This is a genomic window from uncultured Mucilaginibacter sp. (genome assembly GCF_903913935.1).
In the GTDB taxonomy this organism is placed as follows: Bacteria; Bacteroidota; Bacteroidia; order Sphingobacteriales; family Sphingobacteriaceae; genus Mucilaginibacter.
Genome location: NZ_CAIWNH010000402.1, coordinates 1 through 14,557, shown reverse-complemented (window position 1 = coordinate 14,557; position 14,557 = coordinate 1). Strand labels below are relative to the sequence as shown.

The following is a 14,557-nucleotide window of genomic DNA, read 5'->3' as shown; positions in this document are numbered from 1 at the left end:
ATTAGGTCATTGAGTCATTAGGTCGCCGGATCAACTATCAAACTATTCAATGACTTAATGACCCAATGACCTAATGACCTATTTGTTGAACGGCGGTTTTACCACCCTGGCTTTTATTTTATTATCTCTGATGCTGATAAAGATCTCTGTTCCTTCTTTCGCAAATTCAGTTTTTACATAACCCATGCCGATCGCTTTTTGCAGGCTGGGAGATTGGGTGCCTGAGGTTACTTTTCCAATAACGTTCCCTTCAGCATCAACAATCGGGTAATCATGGCGGGCAATGCCGCGGTCTATCATTTCAAAACCTACCAGTTTTCGTTTTACGCCCTCTTCCTTTTGCTTTTGCAATGCCGCGGAGTTGGTAAATTCCTTGGTAAATTTGGTAATCCAGCCTAAACCGGCTTCTAATGGCGAAGTGGTATCGTCAATATCATTACCATACAGGCAAAAGCCCATTTCAAGGCGTAGTGTATCCCTTGCCCCCAGGCCAATAGGTTTGATGCCGAATGGTTCTCCTGCTTTAAAAATGGCGTCCCATATGGCTTCCGCATATTGGTTATCAAAATAAATCTCGAAGCCACCTGCCCCGGTATAACCTGTTGCCGATACCAGCACATTATCAACCCCGGCAAACGTGCCCTTTTTAAAGGTATAATATTCCATTGACGCCAGGTCAATATTGGTAAGGCTTTGCAAAGCTTCGGCAGCTTTAGGGCCCTGTATGGCCAGCAGCGAGGTGCGGTCAGAGATATTTTTCATATCTACGCCGTAAGTATTAAAGCTGCTGATCCAGTCCCAATCCTTATCAATGTTCGAGGCGTTAACCACCAGCATATAAGTTTTCGGGTCGATTCGATACACCAAAAGGTCATCAACTATGCCGCCGTCATTATTAGGCAGGCAGGAGTATTGTACTTTACCATCGTATAATTTAGCTGCATCGTTACTGGTCACCTGCTGGATCAGATCAAGCGCATGATCACCCTTTAAAATAAATTCGCCCATATGGCTCACATCAAACACACCCACGCCCTTGCGGACGGTTTCATGTTCAACGTTAATGCCTGCATATTGCACGGGCATATTATAACCTGCAAAGGGCACCATTTTAGCGCCTGCTTTTATGTGGATGTCAGTTAACGCGGTATTCTTCATTGCAAAATATTAGGCCGCAAAATTAGCACGATTTATCGATTTGAAGGATTTTTAATTTTTGAGTTTTTGATTTATCCGGAAAGTTCGATTCAAAACCTCAAAATGTTCAAATCATTTTCTGATAAAACTCAATAAGTTTTTGGGTAACCTTGTTCACATCGTGTTCTGCTTCAATCAGCTTGCGGGCATTCAATCCTACACTTTTGCAGTATTCTTCATCAGCGATACAGCGTTTTATAGCTTCATAAAACTCATCCTGGTCGTTGGCGATCAATATATCTTCACCATTCTTGAAGTTGATCCCCTCGGCCCCCAATGATGTGGAGATAATGCATTTTTGCATCGCCATCCCTTCTACTATTTTTACCCGCATACCACCGCCTGATAGTAAGGGTACAATCATTATCGACTTGCTGTTTACAAATTCGAGCGCATCATCTACCTCGCCCTGTATAAATATTTTACCCATCACTTCGAAATCATCAAAACGCTCCGGGATATCGTTGCCCGCCACATAAAACTTTACGCGCAAATCGCCTTCGGTAAGTTCCTGCTTAAAGTTTTCCAGGAACCACTCTATCCCTTCGCGGTTGGGCAGCCAGTCCAGCGATCCTAAAAAGAACAGGCTCGGAAATTCCGTTTTACTAAAATCAGGTTTGTAATGATCAAGATTTATCCCCAAATGCAATATTTGTATCGGGATCTTTGTACCATATTCAAGCAAAGTACTTTTATCCTGGGCGGTAAACACCGCTATAGCGTCAAAATTATTTAATTGCTGCAGCTCGTAATTTTTTATCCGCTTGGCATGCATTTTCAGGTACGATTTTTTAAAGGGATCGCTCTTTTGTTGCGCAAGCCGGTGCCAGATCTGGCTTTCAACATTGTGCAAACGGTAAATTAATTTTGCTTTTGAGTTTTTGCGGACCGCCGTCATATAAAGCGAAACCAGCAAGCCTTCAAACTGTATAATATCGTAATTGGTTTTTTTAAGCTCGGCTATTAATAACCTTTCAAATCCAACATCATAATACCTGTCGATATTAAACGACGTTTTGCTGAACAAATTTACCGCCACATCAAATACTGATACGTTAATATCGATATCAAAAGCCCTGTATTTTATTCTGGATAACAGGTCCTTATCATCGTCGTTATGCTGATGGTGGTTCTTTTTCGCGTTAAGCGCTACCAGCGAAACTTCATGCCCAAGGTTAACCAGGCCCCTGATGGTATTGCAAACCACAATGGGGTAACCGCCGTTTTGCGGAAAAGGTACGCGATGGGTTAAAAAAAGTATCTTCAATGCCTGTCAGGTTTTGAGCAAAAATAATAATTTGAGGCAATTACCCGCTTTAACAACACCTATCGCCCCGTTTTGTGCAAATTAATTACATTAAAAAAGCAAAGAAACTGTTTACTTTTAACACTTGTTGGTAAGAGGGGGATGTAAGAGTCAAGAACCAGGAGCCAGGAATCAAGATTTAAAAATAATTTGGCGTATAATAGAACTGTTTCGATAGAAACTATCTCAGCTGGTTTGCTTTTAATAAATTCATTCCGATTCTCAGACTTTCCTGGCTCTTGGTTCTTGATTCTTGACTCTTTCCCCCACTATTTGTTAAAAAGATCGAGCTGTGGATCGCTAACCCTGAACGTACGCCGGTGGTAGGGTGTGCAACCGAGAGCCAAAACTGTTTCGCGGTGTTTTACCGTTGGGTAACCCTTGTTTTTATGCCAGTCGTATTCCGGGTACTGTGCAGCAATCTGTTTCATATAATCATCACGGTAGGTTTTAGCTAAAATAGACGCTGCCGCGATACTCAGGTATTTAGCGTCTCCTTCAACGATACATTGATGGGGCGTAGATTTATATTTATTAAACCTATTCCCGTCGATTATCAAAAATTGCGGTGCAAGTTTAAGCTGGTCAATTGCCCGGTGCATAGCCAGGAAAGAGGCGTTAAGGATATTTATGGCATCGATCTCCACATTATCAACCGGGGCAACGGCCCAGGCAATGGCTTTTTGTTCGATTTCGACACGCAGTTGGTACCTGGTCTGCTCGTTTAATTGTTTGGAGTCGTTAAGTAATTCATGCTCAAAATCGTCGGGTAATATTACTGCCGCGGCGAATACGGGACCAGCCAAACAGCCTCGTCCTGCTTCATCACACCCGGCCTCCAACAATTCAAACTGATATCTGCTTAGTAACATGCTCTTTGTTGCAATGTTGGAAGGTTGTAACGTTGGAATGTGATTTTTACCTTTCGTTATACGGCTTTCACTTTTTAAATTTCTTTTTGACATTTCAAACCACACTTAAACTTTTTGCCTTTTTTTGTCAGCCTCAAACTTTCTCAGATATTCTATTAAACTTTTGGTCTTGCTTGAGAACTCAATACTTCTTAAATAAAGATCAGTAAACAGCGTTTCTTCCATTTTACCCGATCTATTTAAAATAACAAGTTTGTTCCTAAATTCCCCGGATGATCCTTTGGCATAATTTAAAAACCTTATAAAATCCGGATTATTGTTGTATTCAAAGCCTTCAGCAATATTATCTGACATTGAGCACGCGGCCCTCCTGATCTGGTCTTTCATACCCCAATCAGATTTCAGCGGTTCATTATCACATAACAGGTAAACATCTACCGCAATAGCGTTTGCGATTTTCCAAATTTCCAAATCCTCAAATCTATCTATTTTGCTCATTTTTTGTTTTTGGAATTATGAAAAGGTTTGAAGGTTATGTGTAATCTATTCGACTTCTTTGTCGATTATTCCTTTTTCATTTTTTTATGATCTTAACATCGCAACCTTATAAATTACAACTTTCCAACATTATAACCTTCCAACACATTCTCCTAAAATATCCTCAGCGTCAACAAAGTAACATCATCTATAGGCTTGCCTTTGATCACTTTCTTGATATGGTCCATCAGCATTTCGTTCAGGGTGTCGGGGTCTGATTTACCATGGGTATTGACAAAATCAATGAGGCTTTCTTCGCCCCAGGTTTTGTCGGCGGAGTATTCATGATCCAGCAAACCATCAGTATAATTTACAATCAGGGTGCCGGGTTCAATATCAATTTCGCCCTGGTTAATAAACGGCAGTTCATCAAATACACCTATCATCGTGGTGCCCAGTTTCAGGGTAATGGCTTCGCCCTGCGACAATAATATGGTAGCGTTGTGCCCGGCATTGATATAATTGAGTTTCCGGGTTTTTTCGTTGTATTTGGCCAGGAACAGTGTGATAAAACGTTCGCCTTTGGTGTTATTGATCACAATCTTATTCAGCCGGTCAACAACGTTTGTCAGGTCGTCTTCCACTGCCGACCAGGCCCGCAAACTTGCCTGGAAATTTGCCATCAGCAAGGCGGCAGATATTCCCTTTCCCGAAACATCAGCAATACACCATAAAAATTCATGTTTATTCAGCCGGATAAAATCAAAATAATCACCCCCGATATTTTGGTGGGGGATATATCTTGCACTTACCTCAACACTGCTGTCTTTATAGGTTTTCAGAGGGATCAGCATGTTCTGCACTTCGGCTGCCAATTCCATTTCCCGGTGAAAACGTTCGGATTCAAGCCTTTCCTTAAACAACTTTTTGTTTTCAAGCGCAACAACTATTACGTTGATCACGGTTTGAATAAAGTTAAGGTCATTGTTCAGCAACTCGCTTGAGGTGTTAAAATCACCGATCAGCGCATAGGCTAGTGCCTTCTTTTTATGATAAATTGGAATAAAATAATCGTAGGTACGAAGCAGGCCGTCTTCATGGTTTGCAAGTGGTTCCGGCCATTTTACTTTGCTTAGTTTTTGGCAGGCAACATGCAGCGAGCCGACAGGCTCAATGTCTCCGCCGTATTTTGAAAGCAAAACAAAGTTGCCGTCCCGCTCAATTAAAAAACGCAGTTTGCCCACCTGCAGGTAACTTTTTAATATAACCTGCAGCATCTGTATCAGCACCGGTGTACGGGTATCTTTGTTAATAGCCTGGGTAACTTCAAGTAACGCGTTTAACTCTGTTTGCCTTTTAAGCAACAAGCGAATGAGTTCGTCCTCGGCTGAAATTTCGTCAATATCCAATATCAGTTAATTAAAAAAGGTCTGCCTAAAATAATACATTTTTTTTAAATGCGGGTACTTTGTGATTTTATATCGAATGCATCCCGCAATCCAACCGTAACCAAATTAAAAGCATATACCAACAACATGATCGCCAATCCGGGCATAATCGCCAGGTATGCCGAATCCATTACAATATAGCCGTAATGCTCTTTTATCATGCTACCCCATGTAGGCATCGGGGGCTGCGCCCCAAAACCCAGGAAACTTAAACCGGCTTCAAGTAATATTGCCGAAGCAAAGTTTGATGAAGCCAATACCAAAACAGGCCCAACGATATTTGGCAAAATATGGCGGGAAATGATGCGTGTATTATTAAAACCCAATGACCGGGCAGCTTCAACAAACTCCACCTGTTTAAGGCTCATTACCTGCCCGCGCACCAAACGGGCCACTTCCACCCACATGGACAGCCCTACCGCTATAAATATTTGCCATAAGCCTTTTCCCAGGGCAAATGAAATGGCGATCACCAGCAGCAATGCGGGTAACGCCCATAAAATATTCATCAGCCAGCTTAGTGCAGCGTCAATCCATCCTCCAAAATAGCCGGCCACCGCCCCGATGGTCACCCCCAGCAACATGCTGATGATAACCGACATTAAGCCAACAGCTAACGAGATGCGGCTCCCCAAAATCAGGCGGCTAAGCATATCGCGTCCGTAAACATCAGTGCCTAACCAAAAAGTTCGATGATAAGCCCCCCAGCCTCCTAAAGTGGGATTTTTTAAACCGTTGGTGCCGCCCGCCGGGGCAAAATACGCCTTCCGTTCAGGCTTATCTTCAGCGCCAATGTATTCGTCTGCAATAATTGAATCTTTCGTATAGTGATAGTTTGTTATTGGAATATCCCTATAAAAAGAAGGCTGCCCGAAGAGCATTTTAGTGAAGATGTTCACCGTATCCACCGGTTCAGTTTTGCGCAGGCGCAGCATCATAAATTCAGACCCTGGTTTTTTAATACTTAACTGGATCGCCATGTTGTTGGCCATGGGGGTTGAATCGGGCATTATCAAATAGCCCAATATGGCGATAAGGGTAATTATGATGATAAAAAACATCCCCCCAACAGCAATTTTATTGCGCTTGAACACTTTCCAGGTACGTTGCGAGGGGCTAAGATCAGTCAAACTTGTTTTGGGATAAAGATAGGGATTTTTGTGAGAGCTTGATTGAATTGGGTAATTTGATCTTGTGATTTTTTCTCCGGCGCAAATTCAATGAATATTTATAAAGCCTGATCCGCTTAAACAAATATCACCAAAACAAAGCTATTTGTTTTATTGTATTATAAACACTTAATAATTCTTACTATTATTGATGTTAAAATCATTTGTATTTTATAGAGCAAGGTAAACAAGGCATGCCTTTAACAAAAGTGACCGCCTCATAAATTATTCCGCGCCGAAAAAAATTTATATTTGCTCACCATTTATTGTCCCAGTCTTTAAAAAATGCATAAGTATTCAAAACAGATCCGACTATTATTAGCAGTTGATTGTATTATTTTTGGTTTTGACGGGGAGACACTTAAGATCCTTTTGATAAAAAGAGGGTTTCAGCCTGAAAAAGGTAACTGGAGCCTGATGGGTGGCTTTGTACAACCAAATGAAAGCATCGACCAGGCCGCCAGCAGAATATTAAAACAACTAACAGGTTTAGATGGGGTTTATCTGGAACAGTTGCACACCTTCGGCGACACCGGCCGCGATCCTATTGAAAGAACAGCGTCTGTGGCTTATTTTGCGCTGATAGACATCCATCAATACGAAACACAGCTAAGCAACGATTACCATGCCGAATGGTTTCCGCTTCAGCACATTCCAAAGCTGGTTTTTGATCACCAGGAAATGGTGGAGGCCGCCAAAAGGCGGATACGTTATAAAGCTGCTTTGCACCCGATATTATTTGAACTTCTGCCCCCAAAATTCACGCTTCCACAGCTGCAAATACTTTACGAAAGCGTTTTTAATACTACAATTGATAAGAGGAACTTTAGCAAGCGGGTATTGGCTACCGGGTTACTAATTAAACTAAACGACAAGGATAAAGCGGGATCAAAACGAGGCGCGTACTATTACCAACTAAACATGCAGCATTATTATGCTAAATTCCAGGCCTTTCTGAATTTCATCCCAAATCCGGACACGCTTCATCTTTAGTAGCTTTATTGCGTTTCTCTGGGAACACTTTAAATGTTTTTATCAATTACTTGTTTATTTAAATAATTAAGTGTTGTTTTGACACGAATTATATAACCGATTATGAATAAGGACCAATTTGTGATTGGAGTGGACTACGGCACCGACTCCGTTCGCTCCGTACTGATCAACGCCAAAAACGGCAATGAAATAGCTTCCTCTGTGTTCAATTATCCCCGGTGGCGGGATGGTTTGTACTGTAACGCGGCTGATAACCAATTCAGGCAGCACCCGCTTGACTATATAGAGGGTTTGGAAACAACCATAAAAGATTGCCTGGCAAAGGCTGGCGGCAGTAATGCTGCTAAGGCTGTTAAAGGGATAGCTGTTGATACCACCGGGTCAACACCGGTAGCTGTTGATAGCAATGGTGTGCCATTGGCGCTAACACCGGGATTTGAAAATAATCCCAATGCTATGTTCGTTCTTTGGAAAGACCACACTTCGGTTTACGAAGCAGCACAAATTAACGAACATGCAACCAAATTTGATATCAATTACCTTAAATATGTTGGTGGCATTTATTCGTCCGAATGGTTCTGGGCAAAATTACTCCATATATTAAGGTCCGATGAGCAGGTACGCGAGGAATGCTACTCCTGGGTGGAACATTGCGACTGGATCCCCTTCCTGTTAACAGGCGGTAGCGGAGCGGGAAACATAAAACGTGGCCGGTGTTCGGCCGGGCATAAGGCTCTTTGGGCCGAAGAATTCGGAGGATTACCCCCCGATGAATTTTTCTCATCTCTTGATCCGCTATTATCGGGCTTTACTTCGAGATTGTTTACCGACACGTTTACATCCGACCAGAAAGCAGGCTATTTATCCAAAGAATGGGCCGGCCGGCTTGGTCTTTCCACTGAGGTTGCCGTAGGCGTCGGCGCGTTTGACGCACATATGGGCGCCGTAGGCGGACAGATAGAACCCTATCACCTCAGTAAGGTAATGGGTACTTCCACCTGCGATATTTTAGTGGCCCCCACTGCAGAAATGCAGGGAAAACTGGTAAAAGGAATCTGCGGCCAGGTAAATGGCTCTGTTATTCCCGGAATGACCGGCCTCGAAGCAGGACAATCGGCATTTGGCGACACCTATGCATGGTTTAAAAATGTGATTTCATGGCCATTAAATAATTTGCTGAAAGATTCGGCAATAATAGATGCTAAAACCGCAGAAGCTTTACGAAACGAAATAAGCGCACGCATCATTCCTGAATTGAGCAGGCAGGCCCAATTGATCCCGATAGATGCGAATAATGAACTGGCGATAGATTGGCTTAACGGACGCCGGACACCTGATGCCGATCAAACGCTTAAAAGTGCCGTTACAGGTTTAAACCTGGGCAGCGATGCACCGAAGATCTTTCGCGCGCTGGCTGAAGCGACCTGTTTTGGCGCAAAAAGCATTGTTGATCGTTTTATCCAGGAAGGCATCCCAGTTAAAGGAATCATAGGTATCGGCGGCGTAGCGAAAAAGTCGCCGTTTGTAATGCAAATGATGGCCGATGTATTGGGTATGCCAATCCGGATCCATCAATTTGAGCATACCTGTGCTTTAGGCGCGGCCATGTTTGCGGCAGTTGTTGCAGATATTTATCCTACAGTTGAAGATGCCATGGCGGCGATGGGCAGCGGGTTTGATGTAGCGTATTATCCGGATAACCAGCTAAAAGAAATATATAACAAACGCTACCGGCAATATCACGACCTTGGTAAATTTGTGGAATGGCAGGTCGCGGTTAAATCATCCAATAATGAACACAAAATATACCAGGGGTAATCATGGGCATTTATCAACACATCAAGCAGGAAGCTTTTGAAGCAAACATGCAATTGCCTGCGCTGGGCCTTGTACTGTTTACCTTTGGCAACGTAAGCGCAGCCGACAGAAGTTTGGGCGTTTTTGCAATTAAACCAAGCGGAGTCCCCTACAAGGACCTTAGACCTGAAAAAATGGTGATCGTGGATTTTGAAGGCAATGTGATCGAAGGCAATTTAAGGCCATCATCTGATACCAAAACACACGCCGTTCTCTATAAAAATTGGGAAAGTGTAAACGGAATTGTGCACACACATTCTACCTATGCCACTGCCTGGGCGCAGTCTCAACGGGATATCCCGATATATGGTACTACCCATGCTGATCATCTTACGGTTGATATCCCATGTGCCGCCCCAATGGATGATGAAATGATACAGGGTGATTATGAACACGAAACCGGTCACCAGATCATTAATTGCCTTAATGAGCGCGGCCTGCATTTCCGGGAAATTGAAATGATCCTGGTTGGCAACCATGCACCTTTTACCTGGGGAAAAACGGCCGATAAAGCGGTGTATAACAGCGCTGTATTGGAATCGGTAGCTCAAATGGCCCTCTTAACCGAACAAATAAACCCGGAAGTACAGCGACTTAAAGCATCATTGATAAAAAAACATTTTGAACGAAAACATGGCCCGCGTTCATATTACGGCCAATAAAACAGGGAGCGCCATCACCGCGGCCGTCTCCGTCAAACTGAATTATAAATAAATAAACTAAGAGTAATGATCGATCTGAAAAAATTTGAAGTCTGGTTTATCACCGGCAGCCAGCATCTTTATGGCGAAGAAACGCTAAAACTTGTTGCCGAACATTCGCAGCAAATAGCAAAAGGTATTGATGCTTCCGGAAAAATACCCGTTCGTATTGTCTACAAGCCTATCGTAAAGAGCACGGAAGAAATTTATGAAACCCTTATGGAGGCTAACAGGGCCGAAAACTGTATTGGTATTATTACCTGGATGCATACTTTCTCTCCTGCAAAAATGTGGATCCGCGGTTTAAGTATCCTGCAAAAACCGATGCTTCACCTGCATACCCAATTTAACCGCGATATCCCCTGGAGTTCGATTGATATGGACTTTATGAATTTAAACCAAAGCGCCCATGGCGATCGTGAGTTTGGATTTATTGTTTCGCGCATGCGCAAAAACCGGAAAGTGGTGGTTGGCCACTGGCAGGATAACGAAGTATTGGCACAAATTGATGCCTGGACAAGGGCGGCAGCCGGCTGGCACGACTGGCAGGGTGCAAAGTTTGCCCGCTTTGGCGATAATATGCGCTTTGTAGCAGTTACCGAGGGTGATAAGGTGGAAGCGGAACTTAAGTTTGGCTATGCTGTTAATACCTATGGCGTAGGCGACCTTGTTGCCGTAATCAACGCCGTTAGCGAAGAAGCAATTGATGCGCTGGTGGCCGAATACGAAGCAACTTATACCATGGATGCTGCACTGCTTAAAGGCGGAGAAAAGCATTCATCGGTTTACGAGGCTGCCAGAATTGAGATTGGCCTGCGTACGTTTTTAGAAAATGGCGGCTTTAAAGGTTTTACTGATACGTTTGAAGACTTGCATGGCATGGTGCAGCTTCCGGGTATTGCGGCCCAGCGCTTAATGGAGGCAGGTTATGGGTTTGCAGGTGAAGGCGACTGGAAGACCGCGGCCCTGGTACGCGCATTTAAAGTAATGGGCAGCGGGCTTAAAGGCGGCAATGCCTTTATGGAAGATTATACTTATCATTTCGACCCGGATAATAACCTGGTACTGGGTTCGCATATGCTCGAAATTGACAGTTCCTTAGCAAAAGGCAAAATAGCGCTTGAAGTGCACCCGCTGGGTATTGGCGGCAAAGCTGACCCTGCCCGCCTGGTGTTTAATGTGGCCGGAGGGCCTGCATTAAATGCATCCATCATTGATATGGGCAACCGTTTCAGGCTGCTGATCAACGAGGTTGACGCTGTTGAACCACAACATGAATTGCCTAAACTGCCAGTGGCACGTGTACTCTGGAAGCCGTACCCGGATATGAAAACAGGCTGTGCCGCATGGATCTATGCCGGGGGCGCCCATCATACCGCCTACAGCCAAAACCTCACTGCTGAACATTTACAGGATTTTGCAGATATGGCAGGGCTGGAGTTTTTACGGATTGGCAAAGACACCAGGCTTGATCAGTTCCGAAATGAAATCCGGTGGAACGAGGCAGCCTATAAATAAGCATTTTTACAAAACAGGCATACCGGGTAAAAAACCTGTATGCCTGTTTCTTTTTTATATGCCTGTCATTCAATAAACAGCAAAAAACATGAACGGTTCTGGCTAGTTCCGTCATCCGGTAGCCTTAACCAACTGCTTTATTTAAAGCTATGATCGCGGTTTTAAAATCCTCCCGCGCTATCAGGAACTGGATGTTCACTTTCCTTAGAGCCATCCCGACACTTTTAATGTTGATGTCATGGCTGGCGAGTGCATCAGCGCTTTTAGCCAATAAACCGGGCTGATCCATATTTGTGCCAAGCAGGCAAACCATAGCCACCTGCTCTACAGTAACCTTTTCCACTACTGCTTCCAGGTCTGCTATCAGTGCTTCATTAAAATCATTCTCCCATATCACTATCGAAATACTGTTGGCGCTAGTGGCTTTAAAAGTATAGCTGACGCCATGTTTGTGGAACAGCTTCATGATCTGCAAATCACTGCCCACATTACCAACCATTAAGGGGTCATACGCATCTATCATTACCAGTTTATCCATCCCGGTAATTACCTCAACCCGTTTCTGTTTTGAGATATACTCCCTGGTGATCAATGTACCAGGATGAGATGGCTCAAAAGTATTTTTAATCCGCAAATGGATCCCATTGATCTCAAGCGGTTTTGATGCTTTCGGGTGGATGGCCTCCATACCCACATCGGCCAGCTGGTCGGCTATATCATAATTGGTAAAGCCTACCGGTTTGCAGTTTTCAATTCCTACAAGCGCAGGGTCGGCGGTGGAAAGGTGATATTCTTTATGGATAATGGCCTCCTTCGGTTTCAGGATCTCCGCGATCTTACTAAAAGTCACTTCCGAATAACCACGGTCAAATTCCCGCATGATACCTTCGGTGCCCTTGGCATAACCGGTAGCAATGCAAAGGCAATCTTCCAGTTTTACGGTCGAAAATGCTTCCTTTATCCGCTGGTCTATCGTCAGCGGCCGGGGGTCGTCAAAGCCGCTCAGGTCGATCAGTTTTGCACGGATGCCTTTGTTCTGTAAGATGTGCGTGAGGTTAAATGCCGAATGTGTTTCGCCTATGGAGGCCAGGATTTCCCTTGCTGCCAGCAGGATCCCCTCCTGGCTCACATAACCCGAAGCCAGTATATTCGATAAATTTTCGAGGTACACCTGTGCGCGGGCCACATGGTTTTCAATAAAGCGGTCGGCGACATCCAGATCGAGCCCCAGCCCCGTGTAGCGCTGGTTAATGGCCTTCAATTTTAAAACAAGCTCTTTTAACGGCCCGTGAAAATCCTGGTATTTTGCCAGTTGGTGGTAAACGCCGGGCGCACCGGTCTTTTTATCTTCAAGCAATATATTAGTAACTCCCGAAAAAGCCGAAACCACCAGCACACGGTTATACAAACGCTCCCCGGAGCGTTCAAACAAAACAATATTATTAATTACCTCACCCAGGGCGCTCATGGACGTCCCGCCTATTTTTTCAACAGTTAGCATACTTAAAATCCAATCTATTTTTTCGCCTAAGCTATTAATTTTTGTTTTAATGGGACAATAGAACTGTATTTTTTGGATGGTGAACGTTATGAACCGTTGATTTATCCAATGTACTCAAGGCAAACAGTTGCATTGCAGACATACACAGCAATTTCCATGGCGCCGGCTAATTGCTATTTATTTTTATTTAGATTAATTATAAATAATACTTGTTACTTCAATTGCCGATTCTATCTTTGCGCTTAATTAGAATTAATCTAAATAGGCAATGAAAAATATATATATCGTATCTATTATAACCTAAATACTGATGTCCGCCAGCATCAAACGACCTGCTATTTGCAGCTTCCGGCTAATAAAGGCTGGTATTAGTATGTTGAGTTGTACTAATGCCAGGGTAACCCTAAAAGACTGTACGTACCTATTTTGCCATTATGTCTTTCGACTGTTTTTTGAGCGCATCAAATTTCTCAAGCAAGCATTTATATTCCTTTACCAATTCACTAAACCGATTGGTTAAATTGGTCAATCGCTCTCTGTCGGTATTACCAATAGAGTTAAATCTATGTGTTTGTAAACCTTTCACTTGTGTGAATCACTTTTATACTATTTCGTAATCTTAATTTAGCTTCTTGATTAATTGAACAAAAAATCTAAGACCAAATTGTTAATTTCCCGGTTCTGTTTCGGTAATGCTTGCGATATTAAATTGACTTAGTGAGCGATAATTAACAATGGAGGAATCGTAAATTTAGTAACCATTTTTATCAAAGTATTCAAATCAAAAGGTTTTTCCAGGTAAGCATCCGCACCACACTCTTTTGAAATATTTCCAAGATTAGGGTGGGTCGACATTAAAATGACCGGAATTTCTTTTGTAAGTAAATTTGATTTTAATTCTGAACAGAGCTGGCTGCCATGCCCATTCGGCAAATAATAATCCAATATAATGATGTCAGGATTACTTTTGATGATATCTATCGTTGACAGGATAGAGTCAGACTGTTCATATTTAAAACCTAAGTCATTAATAAGATAATTGATGCATTGGGCAGTATCAGCATCATCTTCTATTATAAGGACCTTTTTCATACAATCAAAAGTTAAAGCACTTGGTAACTAGGCTATTACTTAATAGGGATTATAAAGCTATTTAGGTTTAATCAGTTAAAAAATGATTTCAGGCACATTAGGTAAATTTATATGAAGAAAATTAATTAACCTGGCAAAATAAAACGCAAATTCAATATAAATCAGTTAAGGCAGGCTTGTTTCATATACAATATCAGGTTTTTGGGGAGTAAGTGCCGGTTGAATATTCCATATAATTCATTCTCGTTGGATGCACATCTCTTAACCACCCTGTCTTTAATTCATTAATTTGGGGAGTACTTTTGCGTATGCCGATCATTTAATTTAAGACACAAATTTGCCAGCGTCTAACTCACCGTTATCAGGTGACGTCGCTCAACAGAATTTCCGGATTATGGTAGGATTAAGTGAAAGGAGGGGCGGAAT

At 42.9% G+C, this 14,557-nt stretch carries 12 protein-coding genes; 4 read left to right on the top strand and 8 right to left on the bottom strand.

Annotation, left to right across the window (positions count from 1 at the left end):
* Nucleotides 1–78 precede the first annotated feature (78 nt).
* The 6 genes from gcvT to QZY09_RS16160 form a co-directional block, all read right to left on the bottom strand.
* Nucleotides 79–1,158: a glycine cleavage system aminomethyltransferase GcvT gene (gene gcvT / locus QZY09_RS16185; RefSeq protein ID WP_295674040.1), complete on the bottom strand. Its 1,080-nt coding sequence runs from the start codon at nt 1,156–1,158 to the stop codon at nt 79–81.
* A gap of 106 nt (nt 1,159–1,264) precedes the next feature.
* A complete protein-coding gene (locus QZY09_RS16180; protein ID WP_295674039.1) occupies nt 1,265–2,464 on the bottom strand; it encodes a glycosyltransferase family 4 protein in 1,200 nt (399 codons plus the stop codon).
* Between the two features lie 308 nt (nt 2,465–2,772).
* Nucleotides 2,773–3,375 carry a ribonuclease HII gene (locus QZY09_RS16175; protein ID WP_295674038.1) on the bottom strand — a complete coding sequence of 201 codons (603 nt, stop codon included), beginning with the start codon at nt 3,373–3,375 and terminating at the stop codon, nt 2,773–2,775.
* A gap of 105 nt (nt 3,376–3,480) precedes the next feature.
* Nucleotides 3,481–3,873, bottom strand: a complete 393-nt coding sequence (locus QZY09_RS16170; RefSeq protein ID WP_295674035.1) for a four helix bundle protein — start codon at nt 3,871–3,873, stop codon at nt 3,481–3,483.
* Nucleotides 3,874–4,025: 152 nt separating this feature from the next.
* Nucleotides 4,026–5,261: a PP2C family protein-serine/threonine phosphatase gene (locus QZY09_RS16165; RefSeq protein ID WP_295674034.1), complete on the bottom strand. Its 1,236-nt coding sequence runs from the start codon at nt 5,259–5,261 to the stop codon at nt 4,026–4,028.
* A gap of 44 nt (nt 5,262–5,305) precedes the next feature.
* Nucleotides 5,306–6,430: an ABC transporter permease gene (locus QZY09_RS16160; RefSeq protein ID WP_295674033.1), complete on the bottom strand. Its 1,125-nt coding sequence runs from the start codon at nt 6,428–6,430 to the stop codon at nt 5,306–5,308.
* Nucleotides 6,431–6,754: 324 nt separating this feature from the next.
* Here QZY09_RS16160 and QZY09_RS16155 point away from each other — a divergent pair, with 324 nt between their 5' ends.
* The 4 genes from QZY09_RS16155 (at nt 6,755) to araA (ending at nt 11,538) form a co-directional block, all read left to right on the top strand.
* On the top strand, nt 6,755–7,462 hold the full coding sequence (locus QZY09_RS16155) for an NUDIX domain-containing protein (protein ID WP_295674032.1): 708 nt from the start codon (nt 6,755–6,757) through the stop codon (nt 7,460–7,462).
* 102 nt (nt 7,463–7,564) lie between these two features.
* Nucleotides 7,565–9,280 carry a ribulokinase gene (locus QZY09_RS16150; RefSeq protein WP_295674031.1) on the top strand — a complete coding sequence of 572 codons (1,716 nt, stop codon included), beginning with the start codon at nt 7,565–7,567 and terminating at the stop codon, nt 9,278–9,280.
* Nucleotides 9,281–9,282: 2 nt separating this feature from the next.
* Nucleotides 9,283–9,981 carry an L-ribulose-5-phosphate 4-epimerase gene (locus tag QZY09_RS16145; RefSeq protein WP_295674030.1) on the top strand — a complete coding sequence of 233 codons (699 nt, stop codon included), beginning with the start codon at nt 9,283–9,285 and terminating at the stop codon, nt 9,979–9,981.
* Between the two features lie 66 nt (nt 9,982–10,047).
* Nucleotides 10,048–11,538 (top strand): L-arabinose isomerase, encoded by a 1,491-nt coding sequence (gene araA / locus QZY09_RS16140; RefSeq protein ID WP_295674028.1) that lies wholly within the window; start codon nt 10,048–10,050, stop codon nt 11,536–11,538.
* Nucleotides 11,539–11,662: 124 nt separating this feature from the next.
* Here araA and QZY09_RS16135 read toward each other — a convergent pair whose 3' ends face one another.
* Complete coding sequence (locus QZY09_RS16135) at nt 11,663–13,039, bottom strand: aspartate kinase (RefSeq protein ID WP_295674026.1); 1,377 nt, start codon at nt 13,037–13,039, stop codon at nt 11,663–11,665.
* Between the two features lie 714 nt (nt 13,040–13,753).
* The gene (locus QZY09_RS16130) at nt 13,754–14,131 is read right to left on the bottom strand and encodes a response regulator (RefSeq protein ID WP_295674024.1); all 378 of its coding nucleotides are present in this window, start codon (nt 14,129–14,131) and stop codon (nt 13,754–13,756) included.
* Nucleotides 14,132–14,557: the final 426 nt, after the last annotated feature.